This window comes from Sphingobium sp. FW305-3-2-15-F-TSA7 (genome assembly GCF_058787155.1).
The window spans coordinates 1-20,273 of record NZ_JBYSZM010000003.1; the positions used below are offsets into that span (position 1 = coordinate 1).

Consider the following 20,273-nt stretch of genomic DNA (forward strand, 5'->3'; position numbering starts at 1 on the left):
CACCCGGCCTCCCAACGGCAGTATCGTCTGGGAGGCCGGGTGGGGAGCGGGCTGGTGCGGCTCTGGAAATGTGCTCTTCCGCACATTTCCAAACAAACTCTGAGAGCGCCTCCTCAGGCGCGGCCATTCACCCATAACCGCGGGATATGATCGATCTCCACCTCTTCGCTTGGAGATCGCCGCCTGCGCATGGGAAGCTGATCCTCCCCGAAGCATGGCCCCGTGCCCGTTTCGGGGAAGATCGGGAGGACTCATTGAAACAGCATCTTCGCGCGCTCTGGCTTGGCGCCGGCCTGACACTGCTCGGCCTTTCAACGACCGCACCGGCGCAATCGGGTCAGGTCTATGACGTCGTCATCGCCGGCGGGCGCGTGATCGATCCCGAAAGCGGGCTCGACGGCATCCGCCAGATCGGCATCCGCGACGGACGCATCGCTGTCGTGACCACCGAGCCGCTTCGCGGCCGCACCACCGTCGATGCCAAGGGGCTGGTCGTCGGCCCCGGTTTCGTCGACGTCCATTCGCATGCCCAGACCATCCCGGCGGCCTGGATCCAGGCCTTCGACGGGGTGACCACCGCACTCGAACTCGAAGGCGGCACCTGGCCCGTCGCCAGGACCTATGATGCGGTCGGCAAGGAAGGCCGCCCGATCAATTACGGCTTCAGCGTCAATTGGCTGGCCGCGCGCACCGATATGGGGCTGTCACGCACCGGACCGGCATCGGACGCGGATGTCGTCCGGGTGGTCGCGCGCGTCGAACAGGGATTGAACGAAGGCGGGCTCGGCGTCGGCATGCTCGCCGGCTATGCGCCCGACACCGGCCGCCAGGAATATCTCGACGTGGCGCGGCTCGCCGCGAAACGCGACGTGCCCACCTTCACCCATGTCCGCACCAAGAACACGCGCGAACCCAGGGGCGCGGTCGAGGGTTTCTCCGAAGTGATCGCGGTGGCGGCAGCGACGGGTGCGCATATGCATATCTGCCATATCAACAGCTCGGCGCTGCGCGCGATCCCGTCGATCGCAGCGATGATCGAAACGGCCCGCGCCAACGGCGTCTCGATCAGCAGCGAAGCCTATCCCTGGGGTGCGGGGTCGACCAAGATCGACGCGCCCTTCCTCCATCCCGACAACCTGCCGCAGATCAACATCAAGTCGGACAGCATCGTCTATCTCAAGACCGGGGAGCGCCCCGCGACCAATGCGCGGCTGGCAGAACTGCAGAAAAGCGATCCCGAGGGACAGGTCGTCATCCATTATCTCGACGAGAATATACCCGCCGAGCGGCGCTTCATCGACGAAGCCGTGATGGTCAAGGACAGCCTGATCGCCAGCGACGCCGTCCCTTACGAGATCGACGGCAAGATTTTCGACAAGCCCGAATGGCCATTGCCGGCCAAGGCGGTCAGCCATCCGCGCACCGCGTCGACCTTCACCACGACGATCGCCTATTATGTCCGTGAAAAGCGCATGTTCTCGCTGAACGAGATGTTCCGGCGCGCATCGCTGCTGCCCGCCCGGCTGATGGAAAGCGTGGCACCGGGCATGCGCGACAAGGGCCGCATCCGCCCCGGCGCCGATGCGGACATCATCGTCTTCGATCCCGAAACGGTGGCCGGCCAGGCGACCTATGAGGACACGACGAAGCCCGCGCGCGGCATGGCCAATGTGCTGGTCGGCGGCGAATTCGTGATCCGCGACGGCAAGCTGATCACCGTCGCCCGGCCGGGCCGGCCGATCCGTGGAGCGACACGATGAACGGCATGCTGCGCCAGGGCCGCCGCCATGCGGCGCAAGCCATCATGCTGTTTGCGCTGCTGCTTTTCTCCGCCAATCCCGCATGGGCGCAGGACCGGCCGCATGTGCTGGTGATCGCGACGGGCGGCACCATCGCCAGCACGGCCTCCGGCCCGGGGCTCACCGGCGATGCGCTGGTCTCGGCGATTCCGGGGCTCGACAAGGTCGCCCGGCTGCAGGTCGAGGACCTCGCCGCCGGCGGATCGAGCGGCTTGAAGCGCGCCGACTGGGCCCGGCTGGTCCGCCGCATCCGCGCCGCCTTTGTCGGCGATCCGGCACTGGCCGGGATCGTCGTCACCCATGGCACCGATACGCTCGAGGAAACCGCGATGCTGCTCGATCTGGTGATCGCCGATACGCGGCCGGTGGTACTCACCGGCTCGATGCGATCGAGCAATGCGGTCTCTGCAGACGGCCCCGCCAATCTGCTCGAAGCCGTGCGCGTCGCCGCCGATCCGCAGGCACGCGGACGCGGCACATTGGTCGCGCTCGACGGCCAGATCCTTGCGGCGGGCGACGCGGCGAAGCTCAGCACCAGCCGCACCTCGGCCTTTGCCAGCCCCAATCAGGGTGCGGTCGGCGCGGTGATCGAGGACGGCGTCCGCTTCTTCCAGCCCGCCGGTCGCGCAGGCCGCACCTACGACCTGTCGCCTGAGCGGATCGAGACGCTGCCGCGCGTCGATATCGTGCAATCCTATCTCGACGGTGACGGCGCCCTCGCCGATGCCGCAGTCGCGACGGGCGCAAAAGGGCTGGTCGTCGCGGGCTTCGGCAGCGGCACACTGGCCCCGGCGATGCGATCGACGGTGAAGACGCTCGCCGAACGCGGTTTCCCGGTGGTGCTGTCGGCGCGCGTCGCCAGCGGCGCCGTCAAGGATTCGGGATTGTGGGACAGAAAGGCGCCGGCCGCATTCGCGCGATCGGGTTTCCTCAACCCCGCCAAGGCGCGCGTGCTGCTGATGGTCCATCTCGCCGCCGGCGGGACGGAGACGTTGCAGGCTGCTTTTGCGGGGCGGTGAGGCCGCACCTCGCCAACCCTCCTTGTCATTCCCGCGTTCGCGCACTGGTGTCCGGGATTCATTCGGAGCGCGAGATGACACCTATTTCTCCTCCCTATCGCGAAGCGATGGGGAGGGGGACCGCCAGCCAAAGGCTGGTGGTGGAGGGGAAACGTGATGCCGCCACCATGCAGGGTTTGATCAGCACCTATTGAGCGATTTGCTACAGATGCAGCCAGGAATGGTGCATCGCAATTCCCCTCCACCACGACGCGACGCGTCGTGGTCCCCCTCCCCGCGCTGAAGCGCAGGGAGGAGAAAGTCCCGCCGCCTCGTGCACCGCGTGAAATCCCGGACACCAGTGCTTTCGCGGGAATGGCAAAGAGAGAGAGAGAGAGAGAGAGAGAAGAGCCCCTACCCGCCCGCCACGCACTGGTGCCGCAATGCCACCCCCGCGCGCGCGCCGGTCGGTTTGCCGCCGACGATGGTCGGCACGCCGTTGACGATGACGTCGTCGATCCCCGAGGACGGCAGCAGCGGCTTGGCGAAGGTCGCATTGTCCTGGATCCTGGCATAGTCGAACACGACGATGTCGGCGCGCATGCCCTCGCGCACCAGGCCGCGATCGCTCAGCCCCATGCGCTCGGCGGGCCAGCTCGTCATCTTGCGGACCGCATCCTCCAGCGTCAGGATCGGATGATTGCGGACATATTCGGCGATGGTGCGCGCGTGATTGCCATAGGAGCGCGGATGCGGCAGCACGTCGCCATCGGGCTTGCTGAGCTCGACCGATGCGCCGGCATCGCTGCCGATGCTGACCCAAGGGCGGCGCAGCGCGGTCCGGATATCCTCCTCACCGATGGTGAAATAGACGGCGGTCGCGCGCTCGGGCTGCGCTTCGATCAATATGTCCCATGCCGTGTCCGCCGGATCCTTGCCGAGCGCCGCACCGATCTTGGCGATGCTCATCCCCTGATATTTGGCGTATTTCTCGACCCGGCCATTGGCGAGCATGATATTGTCCCAGCCGCCGGCGGCCGCGACATGATTGGGCCAGTCGGGCTGCGGCCCCGCCGCGACTTCCCTTTTCAGCCGCTCGCGCACCTTGGGATCCTTGAGCAGCGCCAGCCCCTTTTCCTTGCCGCCCGCCCAGACCCAGGCGGGCACGGTGATCTCCAGCCCGGTGCCGCTGGCGGTGTAGAGATACATGTTCGCCGCCACGTCGACGCCGCGATCGCGCGCCGCCTCGATCGTCGACAGCGCCTGCGGCATCAGCTTGCCCCAGCCGAGCCGCGTCGCCGCCTTCAGATGGAAGATCTCGACCTTCACCCCGCCCTTCTCGCCGATCTCGATCGCTTCCTCGATCGCGGGGATCAGGTTCGACGCCTCGTCGCGCATATGGGTGGCATAGATCGCGCCGCAGCGGCTCGCCGCCTTGGCCAGGGTCACCAGGTCCGACGTGGTCTGGAAACTGGAGGGCGCGTAGATCAGCGCCGACGAAATGCCGAACGCGCCGCCGCGCATGGCAATGTCGACCTCGCGGCTCATCTCTTCGAGCTGGGCGACGGTCGGCCGGCCATCGGCGTCACCCATCACTTTGCGCCGCGCCTGCGTCGTCGCATAATAGGTGCCCAGATTGACCGCGATGCCCTGTTTCTCCAGCCGGTCGAAATAGGCGGGCATTTCGGCGGCGGGCACCGGCGGGCCGCCCTCTCCGGTGATCACCGTGGTCACGCCCTGGAGCAGCTTGTTCTCGGCCCCGCCATTTTTGAGCAGGGTGCGGCTCGACTGATCCATCATGTCGATGAAGCCGGGCGCGACATAGCGGCCCTTGGCGTCGATCTCCTTCGCGCCCCGGCCCTTGACCGGGCCGACCTTGACGATCCGCCCGTCCTTCACCGCGACATCGGCGCTCACCCAGGGATTGCCCGCCCCGTCGAGCACGCGCCCGCCGCGGATGACAAGGTCATATTCGGCGGCCGGCCCCTGCGAGAATGCGGCACCGGCGGATGCCAGCAGCATCGCGGTGAGCATCAGGCGCGGCATCGTCTTCGGTTTCATGGATTGCCCCCAGATATTTTCGGATAGCGGAATCGATTCGCTGAATATGAAAGCTGCAATCCCGAATGGAAAAGCGCAACCGGCCATCGCGATTCCGGGTGACTATCGGGCAGGTCAGGCTAGATTGCCCCCCTTTTCAGGGGAATAGACATCCATGCCATCCGGACTTGTTGCGCTGCTCGATGACGTCGCCGCGATCGCGAAGCTGGCGGCGGCATCGCTCGACGACGTGGCCGGCGCCGCGGGCAAGGCCGGGGCCAAGGCGGCAGGCGTGGTGATCGACGATACGGCAGTGACGCCGCGCTATGTGGTCGGGCTGTCGCCCGATCGCGAATTGCCGATCATCGCCAAGATCGCAATCGGATCACTGCGCAACAAGCTGCTGTTCCTGCTGCCTGCCGCGTTGGCGCTGAGCGCGCTGGCGCCATGGGCGATCACGCCGCTGCTGATGATCGGTGCCGCCTATCTCTGCTTCGAGGGGGCGGAGAAGGTCTGGGAAGCGGTTTCGGGCGACAGCCATGCCGAGGATGTCCTCGAGGTGACCGATCCCAAGGAACTGGAGGACCGACAGGTGGGCGGCGCAGTCCGCACCGATTTCATCCTGTCGGCGGAGATCATGGCGATCGCGCTCGCCGAACTGCCGGCGCAGACATTGTGGATGCAGGCCGCGGTGCTGGCGGCGGTCGGCATCGCGATCACCGCGGGCGTCTATGGCGTCGTCGCGCTGATCGTGAAGATGGACGATATCGGCCTGCATCTGGCCGAACGCCGCGCCAGCGGCGTCCGCGCGCTCGGCCGCGGCCTGGTGACCGCGATGCCCGTGCTGCTGAAAGGGCTGGCGATCATCGGCACCGCCGCGATGATCTGGGTCGGCGGCGGGATCATCATCCATGGCCTGGAGGTCTTCGGGCTCGAGACGATTCCGCACATCGTCCATGGCGCGGCCGAAGCCGCGGCGCATGCCGTGCCCGTTGCCGGCGGTGCGGTCGAATGGATCGTCGGCGCGGCGGGCGCGGCGGTGGTCGGCATCGTCGTGGGCGGCGTCATCGTCGCCCTGCTCCACCTGTTGCCGCGCAAGCACTGAGAGACTCCATCGTCATTGCGAGCCCTTCGACTGCCTACCAAGGCAGGCGCTCAGGATGAACTTCGATCCTCTGGATCGAAGCGCGGCAATCCAGGGATGCGTCAACCGCTGGATTGGTTGGCCTACGGCCGCCTTCGGCCCGTCGCTATGCTCCTCGCAATGACGTTGGAGAATTGCTGAGCCTGTGTAACGCACTCCCCGCACACCAATGCGTCGTCGCATGAACGGCGGAAGTTTGACTGGATCGGACTCTTAGACGGCCACCACATCCGTCAGCGTCACCGAACGCACCGTGGTGATCATCCGCATCTTTTCCGCGATGATCTCCGCGCGGCGCCGATCGATGCCAGGCTGCACGATGTTGAGCGTCAGCACATCGTCGCGCTGCTGCCCCTCGATATCGGCGGGAATCAGGTCCTGCTGGGCAAAGAGGCCAAGCAGACGCAGATAGAGCTGCGGACAGGCATGGCCATCCACCTGATATTGAAACTGTTCGTGCATATTTTCTCCGGACATCATGCAACCCTCGGCAATGGCGCGCGGCGGGTCGTGGCAGCAGCAGCGATGGTCTCACGCGCCAGCCGGTCGGCGGCACGGCCCGGCGACAAGCCACCGGCCTCCGCCAGATCGAGCACGCTTGTCAGCCGCGCACCGATCGCATCGACGCGCTGACGCACCTCTTCATTGCGCCAGCCGAGATATTCGGCAGCGACGCTGATCATGCCTCCGGCATTGACGACATAATCGGGCGCGTAGAGCACGCCCTTGTCGGCCAGGCGATCGCCGTCCTCCGGCGTCGCCAGCACATTGTTGGCGCCGCCGCAGACGATCGTCGCGCGCAGCCCTTCGATCGTCCGTGCATCGAGCACGCCGCCCAATGCGCACGGCGCGAAGATATCGGCCTGCACGTTCACGATCCTGTCGGCGGGTACGACCGTCGCACCATAATGGCGGGCAAAGGTCGTCGCGACACCGGCGCGCGGCTCGGCGACGACGATCCGCGCCCCCGCTTCGTGGAGCAGCGCGCACAGCGACGATCCGACGCTGCCCAGCCCCTGGACGGCGACGGTGAGGCCGGCCAGCGAACTGCCCAGCCGATATTGGGCGGCAACCGTCATCGCATTGAACACACCGCGCGCCGTCCAGGGCGAAGGGTCGCCGCCCGGCTTGCCGCGCGCCGCCCGCCGCCCCGCGACATGACGCGTCGAGGCGGCGACGGCATCCATGTCCGTCATCGTCGTGCCGACATCCTCGGCGGTCACATAGGCGCCTTCATGCCGCTCCACCGCGCGGCCGAACGCTTCGAACAGCCGGCGCCGATCGAAATCGCCCGCGGGCCGCCGCAGCACCGCCTTGCCGCCGCCCAGCGGCAGGCCGGCCAGCGCATTCTTGTAGCTCATGCTCTCCGCCAGCCGCACCGCATCCACCGCAAGCGCTTCCTTGTCGGCATAATCCCAGAAGCGACACCCGCCGGCAGCCGGCCCCAGCACGGTCGAATGGAGGACGATGACGCCGGACAGGCCGGTCGCTTCGTCCTCGACGGCGACGCATTGCTCGGGAGGATGCGCATTCAGAAAGGCGAGATGAACCATGTAAAGACTCCGATCGATGCTGGGCATGATCGTTCATTCGCCGCGAAACTTCTTGCCTTTCTCAGCGATGAATCGGATTATTCAGGTGAATTTCACTCCATTAATCCAGATTGTGAAACAATCATGCCTCATGACCTCGATTCCTACGAACGGAAAATCCTGGCCCTGCTTCAGGAGGATTCGAGCCTGTCGACCGCCGAGATCTCCGAACGAGTCGGCCTGTCGCCCTCGCCATGCTGGCGCCGGATCGACCGGTTGCAGAAGGATGGATTCATCACGCGCCGCGTCGCACTGATCGATCGGCGCAAGGTCGGGCTCAACGCGCATATCTTCGCGCAGGTGAAATTGAGCGAGCTCGGCCGCGCCAATCTGGACGATTTCACCGCCGCGATCCGCGAATTGCCCGAAGTGCTCGAATGCTATGTCGTGATGGGCGTGTTCGACTTCATCCTGCGCGTCGTCACCAAGGATATCGAAGCCTATGAGCGACTGTTCTTCGACAAGCTGAGCAAGCTGCCCGGCGTGCAGGAAATCAATTCGACGATCGCGCTTTCGGAGATCAAGGCGACCACCGCCCTGCCGCTGTGAAACTCAATACAGATTGGTCTTCGCGTCTTCCTCCAGCGCCTGATCGATCGTCTCGGCGGGAATGTTGAGCTGGAACTGATCCCGCACAATCTTGCCGAGCGTCGGGAAAGCGCCCTTGGGCAATCTCCGGTCGGGATTCCACAGCTCCGAACGCCGCAGCGCCTTCGAGCAATGGAAATAGACTTCGCGGATTTCGATCAGCGTCACCGAGCGCGGCGGCTTTCCGTCATGGACGAAACGATCCATCAGCCCCGGCTCGGTCGTGACCGATGCCAGGCCGTTGATCCGCAGCATGTCGTCGACGCCGGGCAGGAAGAACAGCATGCCGACCGATGGCTGGTGCACGATATTGACCAGCGTATCGAGGCGATTGTTTCCCGGCCGATCAGGAAAGGCGATGTGGGTGTCGTCGATCGCGTGGACGAACCCCGGTTCCCCGCCGCGCGGCGACACATCGGCCAGGCCGTCGGCGCGTGACGAGCCGATGCAGAAGAAGGGCGAAAGCTCGAGGAAGCGCCGGCTATGAGGATCGAGCCGTGGAAAGCATTTGTCGATCACCGTCCGCGACGGATCGGCATAGACGGTGCGCAGATCCGCTTCGCTGTCGAGCGTTGCGGGCTGGCGATTGCCGGGCGCCGAATCGGTCATGCCGACCGGACTGCGACGATGCGACGGAAACGGGAAAGTTCGGACATGGCGGGGATTCTAGCCTTGGCGACCGGCTTCGTCGAGTGGAAGGCGGGCCATATCGCACATCGTTTTTGCTAACGCGAATCACTTGCACAAGCGATATCGGCCGACTAAGACGCGTCCCGCGTCTTCGATCCAGCCCTGGCAGCAATGTGCGACATGGGAAAGGCGATTCCGCCCGATTGATCGATCAGATCGATCAGTCAGTCTCTAAAATCCAATTTCCGCATTGCAACAAAGCCACCTAGATCGGCGCTCGCAGACACCGCAAACACATGGAGCATGCATGTCCCTCATCAATTCCGACCTCAAGCCCTTCAAGACCGAAGCCTTCAAGGATGGCAAGTTCGTGACCGTCACGGACGCGGACGTGAAGGGCGGCTGGGCCGTCTTCTTCTTCTATCCCGCCGACTTCACTTTCGTCTGCCCCACCGAGCTGGAAGACCTGGCCGACAATTACGACGCCTTCCAGAAGCTGGGCGTGGAGATCTACAGCGTGTCGACCGATACGCATTTCTCGCACAAGGCGTGGCATGACACCTCGCCGGCGATCGGCAAGATCAAGTACACGATGCTGGGTGACCCCACCGGCACGATCACGCGCAATTTCGACGTGATGATCGAGGAAGCGGGCCTCGCCGATCGCGGCACCTTCGTCGTCGATCCCGAGGGAAAGATCCAGATCGTCGAAGTGACGGCCGGCGGCATCGGCCGCGACGCCAGCGAACTGCTGCGCAAGGTGAAGGCGGCGCAATATGTCGCAGCGCACCCGGGCGAAGTCTGCCCCGCCAAGTGGCAGGAAGGCGAAGAGACGCTTGCGCCTTCGCTGGACCTCGTCGGCAAGATCTGAGCCGGCGGATCGTGAAAGTTCCGGGGGCGGCAGCGCTGCCCCCGGGATCTTCCCGGCAAATATTCGGGTGAGCGCAGGCGCCACCGAAACCCTCTGTCACCCTGAACTCGTTTCAGGGTCCATGTCGAACCCACCTCGATGGTGCGGGTTGAAGCATGGATGCTGAAACAAGTTCAGCATGACGAAGCAGGTCATCCGGCGAACCGCGAGCGCATAACCCCCATCGGAGCACGACCATGTTGGACGCCAATCTCAAGCAGCAGCTCAAGACCTATCTCGGCAACATCACTCTGCCGATCGAACTGGTCGCGTCGCTCGACGACGGCGCCAAATCGGCCGAATTGCTGGCGCTGCTCGAAGAGATCGCCGCGCTGTCCGACAAGGTGGCGCTGCTCCGCGACGGCACCGACCGCCGCGCGCCCAGCTTCATGATCCGCCGCGCCGGCACCGATATCGGCGTGCGTTTCGCCGGCATCCCGATGGGCCATGAATTCACCTCGCTCGTGCTCGCGCTGCTCCAGGTCGGCGGCCATCCGTCGAAGGCGGCGCAGGAGCTGATCCAGCAGGTCAAGGACCTCGACGGCGATTTCGCGTTCGAGACCTATTTCTCGCTGTCGTGCCAGAACTGCCCCGACGTCGTGCAGGCGCTCAACCTGATGGCCGTGCTCAATCCGCGCATCAGCCATGTCGCGATCGATGGCGCGCTGTTCCAGGACGAAGTCGATACGCGCAAGGTGATGGCAGTGCCGTCGATCTTCCTCAACGGCGAACCGTTCGGCCAGGGCCGGATGGAGCTGGAACAGATCCTGGCCAAGATCGACACCGGTGCCTCGGCCCGCGCCGCGGAGAAGATCAAGGCGAAGGACGCGTTCGACATACTCGTAGTCGGCGGTGGCCCGGCGGGCGCGGCGGCGGCGATCTATGCCGCACGCAAGGGCATCCGCACCGGCATCGCCGCCGAGCGCTTCGGCGGCCAGGTGCTCGACACCATGGCGATCGAGAATTTCATCTCGGTCCAGCACACCGAAGGTCCGAAGCTCGCCGCGCAGCTGGAACAGCACGTCAAGGATTACGATGTCGACATCATGAACCTGCAACGCGCGGAGAAACTGATTCCCGCCAAGGTACCGGGCGGCCTGCACGAAGTGCGGCTGGAGAGTGGCGCGTCGCTCAAGGCACGCACCGTCATCCTCTCGACCGGCGCGCGCTGGCGGCAGATGAACGTGCCGGGCGAAGACGCCTATCGCAACAAGGGCGTCGCCTATTGCCCGCATTGCGACGGCCCGCTCTACAAGGGCAAGCGCGTCGCGGTGATCGGCGGCGGCAATAGCGGCGTCGAGGCCGCGATCGACCTGGCCGGCATCGTCGCCCATGTCACGCTGATCGAGTTCGACAGCCAGCTCCGCGCCGATGCGGTGCTGCAGCGCAAGCTCTACAGCCTGAAGAACGTCACCGTCATCACCTCCGCGCTGACCACCGAAGTCCATGGCGACGGTGAAAAGGTGATCGGCCTGACCTATCGCGACCGCAATGCCGACAGTTCGCACCTCGTCGAGCTGGAGGGCATCTTCGTCCAGATCGGGCTGGTGCCCAACACCGAATGGCTGACCGATTCGGTGGCGCTCTCCCCGCGCGGCGAGATTGAGATCGACCATCGCGGCCACACCTCGATCGAGGGCGTGTTCGCCGCCGGCGACGTGACGACCGTGCCTTACAAGCAGATCGTCATCGCGATGGGCGAAGGATCCAAGGCCGCGCTTTCGGCCTTCGACTATCTGATCCGCCTGGCGCCGGTGGAAACCGCCGAGGCGGCGGAGGCGGCCTGAGCCATCTCCCCGTCATTCCGGCGAAAGCCGGAATCTCCCTTCCTGTTCACCGCCTGTGCAAAGAGAAGTGAGATTCCGGCTTTCGCCGGAATGACGTATTATTCTGGGTCGGCAGCGCTCGGACCGGAGACATCCACCTTCAGGATCGCACCGACACCGGCGACGGTGAAGGCCAGCAGATAATCGCGCACCGCCACGGCATCCATCAGGCTTTCGGTCTCGCCGCTGACCCGGCCCACGCGCCGCGCCGACGAATCCGAACAGGCATCGATCATCGTGCCGATCATCAGCCGATAGGCATGGGCGAGATCGGCGTTCGACGCCTCCGGCGCGACCGCGTGCAGCCAGCCGAGCAATTCGGTCGACAGTGGATCGGTGAGATCGGCGATGGCGGCGACGTGCACGCCGTGCCCCACATACATCATGCGGCCGAGCAGCTCGATATAGCTCGCCCATTCCTGCCCACCCGACAGCGCCCGTTCGACGAACGGAACGACGACCGCGGCGACGACGTCCTCAAGCTGGGCCTTGCCGCCGCGCGCCGCCACCAGCTCGCGATATTTCTCACGCCGCATTTCGCCCAGCGCATGGAAGCGACGGCGGACGACATCGGTCAGCAGCAGATCCTTCGAGCGGAAATGATAGCTGAGCGTGCCGAGCGTATCGCCCGAGGCGGCCGCAATGTCTCGGATCGAGGTCGCGTCGAAGCCACGTTCGGCGAACAGCCGCTCCGCCGTATCCAGCAGCCTTTCGCGTGAACCTCCCTTGGGTGCAGCCATTCATTCTTCCCGGCACGACGCCGGATTCCGCACCCGGCCTATTCCTGTTCAGGGGATAGGCCTTGGCCGATCCCGCGCAAGCTTGACAGTCGGTCGTTCGTCCGACATACTCTCTCTAACGATCGCCGAAGCCCATGTAAACGGCAGGCAGGACGGGCTGACGACGAGCAGCCGCGACACGGGGAGGAAAGCAGATGGCCTTGCACGGGATGCGCCGCTGGTCCGGCACGATGATCACCGCGACGATGCTGCTCGGCACGGCCGCGCACGCGCAGACCGCGGGCACCGCCGATGATGCGAACGAAGAAATCATCGTCACCGCGCAGAAGCGCGAGACCAGCCTGCAACAGACATCGGCATCGATTTCCGCCGTCTCGGGCGACGCGTTGCAGCAACGCCAGGTGACCAGCATCGAGGGGCTGGCGCAGGGTCTGGCCGGGGTCAATTTCGGGCAGACCACGGGCAATGCCCGTATCGCGATCCGCGGCGTCGGCTTCGACAACACCACCGTCGGCAATGAAGGGCGCGTCGCCTATCATGCCGATGGCGTCTTCATCAGCCGGCCGGCGGCGGCGCTTGCCGGTTTCTACGATATCGAGCGGGTCGAGGTGCTGCGCGGGCCGCAGGGTACGCTTTACGGCCGCAACGCCACGGGCGGTGCGATCAACGTCATCTCGCGCGCGCCGGGCAATGTGCTGGGCGGCTATTTCGACGCGACCTACGGCAATTACGACATGAAGCGGCTGGAAGGCGCGATCGGCGGCCCGGTTTCCGACACGCTCTCCGCGCGCTTCTCGTTCCAGGCGATCGACCGCGGCGGCTATGGCCGCAACCTGACCACCGGCCGCGACGTCGACGACCAGAGCAGCATCGGCGCGCGCGGTCAGATCCGCTTCGCTCCGAGCAAGCGGTTCGACCTCACCGTCTCGGCCGATTATTTCCACCAGGACGATCATGCCTATGGCTTCCACTATCTCGGCCGCGGCAGCCTGACCGATCCCGCCTCGACCCCGCCGCTGCCGGGACAGTTGCTGACCGGCATCCGCGCAGGCGGCCGGGTGCCGACGAACCTGCGCGATTCGACGTCGGATTCGGGCCCGTTCAACCGGCGTACCTTTTGGGGCCTGTCGGCCAATGCGCGCTTCGATCTGGGCGGCGTCGAACTCCGCTCGGTGACGGGCTATCGCGAATCGCGCTTCCACATCACCTCGGATCTTGACGTCACCAGCGCGCCGATCTCGGTCTACGACCAGTTCGAATTCTCCGATCAGTTCAGCCAGGAATTGCGGCTGAGCGGCGAGTTCGGCCGCGGCGACTGGATGATCGGCGGCTATTATTTCAACGAATCGCTGTTCGGCGGCACGCGCATCGCGCTCGATCCCGTCGTGCTGGCGTCTGCGACGCCGAACCTGCCGCCGCTCAGCAGCTATCGGCAGGGTTATTATGGAGCGGGCCAGCTCGACACCGACGCCTATGCCGTCTTCGCCAATCTCCGTTTCGAATTCACCGATCGATTGGCGGTGCGGCTGGGCGCACGGTACAGCGACGAAAGCCGCACGGTCGATGAGGAGCTGAAGCTCGATTTCGCGACGCCCTGGCCGCCCTTTGTCGCGCATTTCCCGCCGACACCGCCGGGCGCGCGACGCCAGGCCAAGGAAAGCTGGTCATCCTTCACCCCGTCCGCCACGCTCGAATATAAGGCGAGCGACGACATCTTCCTCTACGCCACCTATTCGCGCGGCTTCAAAAGCGGCGGCTTCAACCTGGGCGTGCTCCAGGCGCCCTTCGCACCCGAAAAGATCACCGATTATGAAGCGGGCATCCGCGCCGAATGGCTCGGCGGCAAGCTGACCACCAATCTCTCCGCCTATTATTACGATTATTCGAACCTGCAGGTGACCAAGATCAACGGCACCGCGGTCACCATTGAGAATGCCGCGAGCGCGCGGATCAAGGGCATCGAGGCGGAGATCATCGCGCGGCCGATACCGGCGCTGCGGATCGACGCGACGCTGTCACTGCTCGATTCCGAATATCGCGACTATGTATCGGCCGATCCGGCGCGGGCGGCGCTGGGGCCGATCGACCTGTCGGGCAACGAACTGACCCAGGCGCCCAATTACACAGTCAATCTCGGCGCGAGCTATACGATCCCCAGCGCGATCGGCGACTTCACGCTGCGCGGCGAAGGCCGCTGGGTCGACCGGATCTGGTTCACCCAGTTCAACCTGCCGCATACATCACAACCGGCCTATGAGCTGTTCAACGCCTTTCTGAGCTGGAAGAGCGCGGACAGAGGCTGGCGCGCCACCGCATTCGTCCGCAACATCGCGAACAAGCAGGTGGTCTCGGCCGGCTTTATCGGATCGAGCCTGGTCGGATCGCCGCTGCTCGGTTCGTTCGAACCGCCACGCACCTATGGCCTGACCATCGGGATGGGTTTCTAGGCGTGCGACTGGTTACGTTCGAGGCCGGCGCGGGCGAGCGGCTCGGTGCGCTGATCGCCGGGGATCGCGTGCTCGATCTCGCCGCCGCCGGCGAACGGCTGGGAATCGCAGTACCCGTCACCATGCAGGCATTGATCGAAGCGGACGCGCCGGGGCTCGATGCCGTGCGCCGGATCGCCGAGATCACGCCCGACGAAACGATCGCGCCACTTGCGGCCGTGCGCCTGCTTGCCCCGCTGCCCCGGCCAGTCCGGCTGCGCGATTGCTGCCTGTTCCTCGAACATATGGAAATCGCGCTCGACAAGCTCGGTCGCCGCGCGCTGGCCGACGCACCCGATCTCGAGACCGCACTCGCCGAGGCCAAGGCGCAGGGCCGCTATGCACTGGTGCCCGCCTTCAAGGACCAGGTGATCTATTACAATGCCGACCATGTGAATGTGGTCGGCACCGATGTCGACATTGTCTGGCCCGCACATTCGGACTGGATGGATTTCGAGCTCGAATGGGCATGCGTGATCGGCCGGCCAGGACGTGACATCGCGCGCGCCGACGCCCGCGATCATATCTTCGGCTACACCATCTTCAACGACTGGTCGGCGCGCGACGCGCAACTGTCCTTCATGGCCGCCAATCTCGGCCCCGGCGAAGGCAAGGACTTCGCCAACGGCATCGGCCCCTGCATCGCGACACCCGACGAATTCGCCGATCCCTATGCGCTGGCGATGACCGCACACGTCAATGGCGAGCGATGGTCGCGCGGCAGCACTGCCAGCATGCACCATCGTTTCGAGGATGCGATCGTCCAGTTCAGCCGCTCGCGCACACTGTCGCCCGGCGAGATCCTGGGCTCGGGCACCGTGCTCGGCGGCTGCGGCTTCGAACTCGACCGACGCCTCGCCGACGGTGATCTCGTCGAACTCCATATCGAGGGCATCGGCACCCTCGGCAACCGCGTCGTCAGGCGCTGAAGTCACGAAAGGAAAGCGCCATGTTCGAAGTTCGTCGCATCGTCACCGGGATCGCGCCCGATGGTCGTTCCAACATCACCTTCGACGGCAAGGCCACCAACGTCCTGCCGATCGGCGGATGGGACGGCGCCTATATCAGCGAATTATGGGTGACCGAGGAAATGCCCGTCGACAATAGCGGCGATACCGATCGCGGTGCGCGCCCGATCCGCCATGACCCGACGCCGGGCGGCACGATCTTCCGGACCGTCGAAATCCCGCCCGAACGCGGCGCGGCTATCGACGTCGATGCGGCCTTTTCCTCGATGGGCAGCCACAATCGACCATCACAGGCCGATACGGAACAACATGCCAGCATGCATTTCACCAATTCGGTCGACTATCTGATCGTGATCTCCGGCGAGATGACGATGCTGATGGAGGATGGCGAGACGGTGCTGAGGACGGGCGACTGCATCGTCCAGCGCGGGACCAAACATGCCTGGGTCAATCGCGGCACCGTGCCCTGCGTGATCGCCGCGGTGCTGGTCGACGCCACGCCCGTCTGATCCCGTCATGGAGCGCTTCGCCGATGCCGGGGACGTATGCCGCGTCGAAGCGGTGCCGGTGGGGGAGCGTATCCCGTTCACAACCATCGATGCGCTGCTGCGGGCCGGCGCCGCGCGCGATCCCGACGGCGCGGCGCTGATCTGGCTGCCCACCGGCCGCGCGAACGACGCGGCGGAGACGATCAGCTTCGCCGGGCTGCTCGACCGGGTGATGCGCATGGCGAATCTGCTTCACGCACATGGCGTCCGCGACGGGGCGGCGGTTTCGATCCTGTTGCCCAATCTGCCCGACACACATGTCGCGCTATGGGGCGGGTCGCTGGCGGGGGTGGCCAATCCGATGAACCCGTTGCTCGCGCCCGAGCAGATCGCCGGGATCATGGCGGCGGCGGGCAGCCGCGTGCTGATCACCGGCGGGCCGGGCATGGCCTATGACGTCCATGCCAAGGCGCAGGCGGTGCGTGCGCTGCTGCCCGATCTCGACACCGTGATCACGATCGGCGCCGATCATGATGCGGCGATCGCGGCGCAACCCGGCGACATGTTGGTGAGCGGCCGTGCGATCCGGGGCGAGGATCCATCGGTCTATTTCCATACCGGCGGCACCACCGGCACGCCGAAACTGGCGCAGCAGACGCATTGGAACCAGGTCTTTATGGCGTGGACCACCAGTTTCGTGCTCGGCCTGACGCCCGAGGACCGCATCCTGACCGGCCTGCCGCTGTTCCACGCCAATGCCGCCGTCGCGACGGGGCTCGGCGCGATCTTTGCGGGCGCGGCTTCGATCCTCGCCGGCCAGCAGGGCTATCGCGACAAGGGCATGATCGCCGATTTCTGGGCGATCGCGGCGCGCCACCGCGCGACATTATTCAGCTGCGTGCCGACGATCCTGGCGAGCCTGCTCGACCGCCTGCCCGACGGGCTCGACACCGGTGCGCTCCGCTTCGGCATGTGCGGTGCGGCGCCGATGCCCGTCAGCCTGTTCCGCGCCTTCGAGCAAAGAACGGGAATCCGCATCCTCGAACTGTACGGCATGACCGAAGGCGCCGCGCTCAGCACCGCCAATCCCCGTGACGGCGAGCGGCGGATCGGTTCGATCGGGCTCAGACTGCCCTATCAGGGATGCCGCACCGCAATCCTCGACGATGCGGGTGGCTTCGTCCGCGATTGCGCGCCCGGCGAAACCGGGGCGCTGCTGCTCAGCGGCCCCAATCTCTTCCCCGGCTATCGCCAGCCCGATTTCAACGCGACCGGCTGGCCGCTGCCCGGCTGGTTCGACAGCGGCGACCTCGCGCGTCAGGACGAGCAGGGCTATGTCTGGCTGGCCGGACGCGCCAAGGATCTGATCATCCGGGGCGGCCATAATATCGACCCCGCCGCGATCGAGGAAACGCTCCATCGCCATCCCGATGTCGAGCTCGCCGCCGCGGTCGGCATGCCCTGCGCCTATGCCGGCGAAGTGCCGATCGCCTATGTCGCGCTCAAACCCGGTGCCTCGGTGACGGCGGAAACATTGCGCGACTTCGCCCGCGATATGGTGCACGAACGCCCCGCCGCGCCGGTCGAAGTGGTCGTCGTCGAGGCCATCCCGGTGACCGCGGTCGGCAAGATCTTCAAACCCGCATTGCGCACCGATGCCGCAACACGCGCGCTGAGCACCGCCGCCGCCGATTTCGGCGCCGACATCGGCATCTCTGTCCGCACCGACGCCGCGCACGGCCTGATCGCGGAGATCCGCTGCCCGGCCGGCTTCGATCGCCGCGCCGAACTGGCGCAGCATCTCGGGCGCTTCGCGATCGCCCTGTCGATGATCGATGCCGCGCCCGATCAGGCGGCAAGCGGCGGCGAACGGCAATGACCGCGACGACCATGCTTGCGGCTTTGCTCCTTGCCGGAAGCGCGCCCGTGCCCGACAGATGCCCGGGGGCGGACGCCGCGCGCTGGATCACGCTCGGCACCGCCGGCGGCCCCATTCCCAGGCGCGAACGCGCGCAGCCCGCCAATGCGCTGGTGGTGAATGGCGCCGTCTATCTGTTCGATACCGGCGACGGCGTCGTCCGCCAGATGACCGCCGCCGGGATCGCGCCGGGCACGATCCGCGCGGTTTTCCTCACCCATCATCATGTCGACCACAATGCCGGGCTCGGCCCGCTCCTCGCGACGCGCTGGGTTCTGCAAAACCACAAGCCGCTGCCGATCTGGGGACCGCGCGGCACGCGGCAGATGGTGCGCAACCTGATCGCCGCCAATCGCACCACCGAGCGCGCGCCGATCACCGCGGGCGGAGAAGGCCCATCCATGGTCGCTGGCGTCGCTGTCAACGACATCGCGTCCGACACGCCCGGCCCGGTCATTATATATCGCGACGCCAACATCACCGTCACCGCCGTCGCCAATACCCATTATCACTTCGCGCCGGGCAGCCGCGCCGCCCGCTTCGCGCGCTCCTATGCCTATCGGATCGAAGCCGCCGGGCGGACGATCGCCCTGACCGGCGACACCGGCCCTTCGGGCGCCGTCGAAGCGCTTGCCGATGGCGCAGATCTGCTCGTTTCGGAGGTGATCGATATCGCCGGCGTCCGCCGGGTCATGGAGGCATTGCCCAGCATCGAACCGGTTTTGCTCGACGGGCTGATGACGCATATGCGGCTCGATCATCTCACCACCACCGACGTCGCGCAGCTCGCGGCGCGCGCGCATGTCCGCTGCGTCGTGCTCACCCATCTGGCGCCGGGTCTGGATGGCGAGGATGCGGAGACGGTCTATGGCGCGCCGATCCGCTCCCTGTTGCCGATTCCGGTCCGCGTCGCAAAGGACCTGCAGGTCCACTGACCGGGAATGCCGACGACCTTGCGCGTTTGGCGCTTTGTTAAGCGCCGATGTGGCAGAATGCCGGCATGACGAGGATCATTGTCCCCGCATTGCTGCTGGCGCTCGCGATGATCGTGCTGATGCCGCGCGGGCCGACGCCTGCATCGCGGCCCGTCGATGTCCGGGCGGCGACCGCCGCGCCCGCGCCGATCGCGACGGCGCCCGATGCCGGCAACGGCTTTGCCGGCGCAACGCTTTCACGGTCAGCAGACGGCCATTTCTACGCCGACGCACAGGTGAACGGCGCGACCTTGCGTTTCCTGGTCGACAGCGGCGCAAGCGCGGTAGTGCTGACTCGCGCCGATGCCCAGCGTGCCGGGATCATGGCATCGACCGGTGAATTCACCGCAGAAGCGCAGGGCGCCAATGGCGTGGTGAAGCTCAAGCCGGTCATGATCGCACGCATCGCGATCGGGCCGGTGGCCGCCGAAGGCGTCACAGGCGCCGTTGCCGAGACCGGGCCGCCAATATCGTTGCTCGGGCAAAGCTTTCTTTCTCGCGTCTCGCACGTCGAGATCGAAAAGGATGCGATGCGGCTGCGCTGACGAGGAACGGCAGCTTCGCCTATTATCAGTGCCGCGTCACGCCGCTGGCGGGAGCGGAATTGCCCTCGATCATCCATTCCGGCCAGACATCGAGCGGCCAGCCGCCAGTCTCGAACTGGCGCTGCAGCATGCTCAGCCATTGGCGGACGAGTGTCCGATCCAGCAAGATGCTCGGCTGAAAATCGAGATCGGATTCGAAGAACAATCCGACATGCTCGGCGGAAAGCTTGAGCGTGATATTGGCGACCAGATGGATAGGCGCATCGGGGTCAGCCGCGACCGGCCGCGACGGCTTGATGCCGGAAACCGCCTGCGCCTGTTCCTGCGCGAGCATCGCGTCGCGAACGGTGGAAAGCGGAATGCCCTCCGTCTTTTCCATATGATTGGCGAGCGCCCGGACCAGCGAGCGTGCCAGCCTTTGCGTCAGCCACATCCGCACGCTGCGGGCATTGTCGAGCAGCGCCGCGAAATGGATACGATCCTCCGCCGGCACATAGGACAGGGTGATGCTCGTGATCTTTGCCATGACCGCCGCACGATAGGGATTATCCGGGGCGCCGCAACCGTGCCGCCGCCCCGGAGTTTCATTTGCGATCCCGAAGATGCTGCGCATCCGGGATCGGTTCG

General features: G+C 65.6%; 18 protein-coding genes. 12 read left to right on the forward strand and 6 right to left on the reverse strand.

The genetic code is table 11. From position 1 onward, the window contains the following. The first annotated feature begins 254 nt into the window (after nucleotides 1-254). A complete protein-coding gene (locus tag AC3WN8_RS02435) occupies nucleotides 255-1,760 on the forward strand; it encodes an amidohydrolase family protein (RefSeq protein WP_492667788.1) in 1,506 nt (501 codons plus the stop codon). Continuing rightward, nucleotides 1,757-2,818, forward strand: coding sequence for an asparaginase (locus AC3WN8_RS02440; RefSeq protein WP_492667789.1), 1,062 nt, complete (start codon nucleotides 1,757-1,759; stop codon nucleotides 2,816-2,818). The genes AC3WN8_RS02435 and AC3WN8_RS02440 overlap by 4 nt, the downstream gene beginning before the upstream one ends. Nucleotides 2,819-3,211: 393 nt before the next feature. Here the strand turns inward: AC3WN8_RS02440 and AC3WN8_RS02445 are convergent, their stop codons facing one another. Further along, nucleotides 3,212-4,858: an N-acyl-D-amino-acid deacylase family protein gene (locus AC3WN8_RS02445; RefSeq protein ID WP_492667790.1), complete on the reverse strand. Its 1,647-nt coding sequence runs from the start codon at nucleotides 4,856-4,858 to the stop codon at nucleotides 3,212-3,214. A 154-nt stretch (nucleotides 4,859-5,012) separates the two neighbouring features. Here AC3WN8_RS02445 and AC3WN8_RS02450 point away from each other — a divergent pair, with 154 nt between their 5' ends. After that, on the forward strand, nucleotides 5,013-5,942 hold the full coding sequence (locus tag AC3WN8_RS02450) for a DUF808 domain-containing protein (protein ID WP_492667791.1): 930 nt from the start codon (nucleotides 5,013-5,015) through the stop codon (nucleotides 5,940-5,942). Nucleotides 5,943-6,194: 252 nt separating this feature from the next. Here AC3WN8_RS02450 and AC3WN8_RS02455 read toward each other — a convergent pair whose 3' ends face one another. Beyond that, entirely contained in the window at nucleotides 6,195-6,443 is a 249-nt protein-coding gene (locus tag AC3WN8_RS02455) for an ACT-like domain-containing protein (protein WP_492667792.1), read from the reverse strand. Between the two features lie 14 nt (nucleotides 6,444-6,457). Beyond that, entirely contained in the window at nucleotides 6,458-7,534 is a 1,077-nt protein-coding gene (locus AC3WN8_RS02460; protein WP_492667793.1) for a Glu/Leu/Phe/Val family dehydrogenase, read from the reverse strand. 123 nt (nucleotides 7,535-7,657) lie between these two features. On the opposite strand from AC3WN8_RS02460, the gene AC3WN8_RS02465 reads away from it, so the two are divergent. Then, nucleotides 7,658-8,122, forward strand: coding sequence for an Lrp/AsnC family transcriptional regulator (locus AC3WN8_RS02465; protein ID WP_492667794.1), 465 nt, complete (start codon nucleotides 7,658-7,660; stop codon nucleotides 8,120-8,122). A gap of 3 nt (nucleotides 8,123-8,125) precedes the next feature. On the opposite strand, the gene AC3WN8_RS02470 is transcribed toward AC3WN8_RS02465, so the two are convergent. Next, entirely contained in the window at nucleotides 8,126-8,770 is a 645-nt protein-coding gene (locus AC3WN8_RS02470) for a pyridoxamine 5'-phosphate oxidase family protein (RefSeq protein ID WP_492667795.1), read from the reverse strand. Nucleotides 8,771-9,098: 328 nt separating this feature from the next. Here AC3WN8_RS02470 and ahpC point away from each other — a divergent pair, with 328 nt between their 5' ends. Further along, on the forward strand, nucleotides 9,099-9,662 hold the full coding sequence (gene ahpC / locus AC3WN8_RS02475) for an alkyl hydroperoxide reductase subunit C (protein WP_492667796.1): 564 nt from the start codon (nucleotides 9,099-9,101) through the stop codon (nucleotides 9,660-9,662). 236 nt (nucleotides 9,663-9,898) lie between these two features. Next, nucleotides 9,899-11,488 carry an alkyl hydroperoxide reductase subunit F gene (gene ahpF / locus AC3WN8_RS02480; protein ID WP_492667797.1) on the forward strand — a complete coding sequence of 530 codons (1,590 nt, stop codon included), beginning with the start codon at nucleotides 9,899-9,901 and terminating at the stop codon, nucleotides 11,486-11,488. A 98-nt stretch (nucleotides 11,489-11,586) separates the two neighbouring features. Here the strand turns inward: ahpF and AC3WN8_RS02485 are convergent, their stop codons facing one another. Next, nucleotides 11,587-12,267 carry a TetR/AcrR family transcriptional regulator gene (locus AC3WN8_RS02485; protein ID WP_492667798.1) on the reverse strand — a complete coding sequence of 227 codons (681 nt, stop codon included), beginning with the start codon at nucleotides 12,265-12,267 and terminating at the stop codon, nucleotides 11,587-11,589. Between the two features lie 194 nt (nucleotides 12,268-12,461). Between AC3WN8_RS02485 and AC3WN8_RS02490 the strand changes: the two genes are divergently transcribed. The 6 genes from AC3WN8_RS02490 (at nucleotide 12,462) to AC3WN8_RS02515 (ending at nucleotide 19,646) form a co-directional block, all read left to right on the forward strand. Continuing rightward, complete coding sequence (locus AC3WN8_RS02490; protein WP_492667799.1) at nucleotides 12,462-14,714, forward strand: TonB-dependent receptor; 2,253 nt, start codon at nucleotides 12,462-12,464, stop codon at nucleotides 14,712-14,714. Nucleotides 14,715-14,716: 2 nt separating this feature from the next. Further along, nucleotides 14,717-15,682, forward strand: a complete 966-nt coding sequence (locus tag AC3WN8_RS02495; protein ID WP_492667800.1) for a fumarylacetoacetate hydrolase family protein — start codon at nucleotides 14,717-14,719, stop codon at nucleotides 15,680-15,682. 20 nt (nucleotides 15,683-15,702) lie between these two features. Then, nucleotides 15,703-16,230 (forward strand): cupin domain-containing protein, encoded by a 528-nt coding sequence (locus tag AC3WN8_RS02500; protein ID WP_492667801.1) that lies wholly within the window; start codon nucleotides 15,703-15,705, stop codon nucleotides 16,228-16,230. Between the two features lie 7 nt (nucleotides 16,231-16,237). Beyond that, nucleotides 16,238-18,088 (forward strand): acyl-CoA synthetase, encoded by a 1,851-nt coding sequence (locus tag AC3WN8_RS02505; protein WP_492667802.1) that lies wholly within the window; start codon nucleotides 16,238-16,240, stop codon nucleotides 18,086-18,088. Beyond that, on the forward strand, nucleotides 18,085-19,062 hold the full coding sequence (locus AC3WN8_RS02510; RefSeq protein ID WP_492667803.1) for an MBL fold metallo-hydrolase: 978 nt from the start codon (nucleotides 18,085-18,087) through the stop codon (nucleotides 19,060-19,062). The genes AC3WN8_RS02505 and AC3WN8_RS02510 overlap by 4 nt, the downstream gene beginning before the upstream one ends. A 65-nt stretch (nucleotides 19,063-19,127) precedes the next feature. Beyond that, entirely contained in the window at nucleotides 19,128-19,646 is a 519-nt protein-coding gene (locus tag AC3WN8_RS02515) for a retropepsin-like aspartic protease family protein (RefSeq protein ID WP_492667804.1), read from the forward strand. A 25-nt stretch (nucleotides 19,647-19,671) separates the two neighbouring features. Here the strand turns inward: AC3WN8_RS02515 and AC3WN8_RS02520 are convergent, their stop codons facing one another. Next, nucleotides 19,672-20,172, reverse strand: coding sequence for a hypothetical protein (locus tag AC3WN8_RS02520; protein WP_492667805.1), 501 nt, complete (start codon nucleotides 20,170-20,172; stop codon nucleotides 19,672-19,674). Between the last annotated feature and the right edge of the window lie 101 nt (nucleotides 20,173-20,273).

Bases quoted from the DNA above. Each gene is read 5' to 3' on its own strand.
- AC3WN8_RS02440 (WP_492667789.1), top strand. From the start codon at position 1,757: ATGAACGGCATGCTGCGCCAGGGCCGCCGCCATGCGGCGCAAGCCATC.
- AC3WN8_RS02445 (WP_492667790.1), bottom strand. From the start codon at position 4,858: ATGAAACCGAAGACGATGCCGCGCCTGATGCTCACCGCGATGCTGCTG.
- AC3WN8_RS02450 (WP_492667791.1), top strand. From the start codon at position 5,013: ATGCCATCCGGACTTGTTGCGCTGCTCGATGACGTCGCCGCGATCGCG.
- AC3WN8_RS02455 (WP_492667792.1), bottom strand. From the start codon at position 6,443: ATGCACGAACAGTTTCAATATCAGGTGGATGGCCATGCCTGTCCGCAG.
- AC3WN8_RS02460 (WP_492667793.1), bottom strand. From the start codon at position 7,534: ATGGTTCATCTCGCCTTTCTGAATGCGCATCCTCCCGAGCAATGCGTC.
- AC3WN8_RS02465 (WP_492667794.1), top strand. From the start codon at position 7,658: ATGCCTCATGACCTCGATTCCTACGAACGGAAAATCCTGGCCCTGCTT.
- AC3WN8_RS02470 (WP_492667795.1), bottom strand. From the start codon at position 8,770: ATGACCGATTCGGCGCCCGGCAATCGCCAGCCCGCAACGCTCGACAGC.
- ahpC (WP_492667796.1), top strand. From the start codon at position 9,099: ATGTCCCTCATCAATTCCGACCTCAAGCCCTTCAAGACCGAAGCCTTC.
- ahpF (WP_492667797.1), top strand. From the start codon at position 9,899: ATGTTGGACGCCAATCTCAAGCAGCAGCTCAAGACCTATCTCGGCAAC.
- AC3WN8_RS02485 (WP_492667798.1), bottom strand. From the start codon at position 12,267: ATGGCTGCACCCAAGGGAGGTTCACGCGAAAGGCTGCTGGATACGGCG.
- AC3WN8_RS02490 (WP_492667799.1), top strand. From the start codon at position 12,462: ATGGCCTTGCACGGGATGCGCCGCTGGTCCGGCACGATGATCACCGCG.
- AC3WN8_RS02500 (WP_492667801.1), top strand. From the start codon at position 15,703: ATGTTCGAAGTTCGTCGCATCGTCACCGGGATCGCGCCCGATGGTCGT.
- AC3WN8_RS02505 (WP_492667802.1), top strand. From the start codon at position 16,238: ATGGAGCGCTTCGCCGATGCCGGGGACGTATGCCGCGTCGAAGCGGTG.
- AC3WN8_RS02510 (WP_492667803.1), top strand. From the start codon at position 18,085: ATGACCGCGACGACCATGCTTGCGGCTTTGCTCCTTGCCGGAAGCGCG.
- AC3WN8_RS02515 (WP_492667804.1), top strand. From the start codon at position 19,128: ATGACGAGGATCATTGTCCCCGCATTGCTGCTGGCGCTCGCGATGATC.
- AC3WN8_RS02520 (WP_492667805.1), bottom strand. From the start codon at position 20,172: ATGGCAAAGATCACGAGCATCACCCTGTCCTATGTGCCGGCGGAGGAT.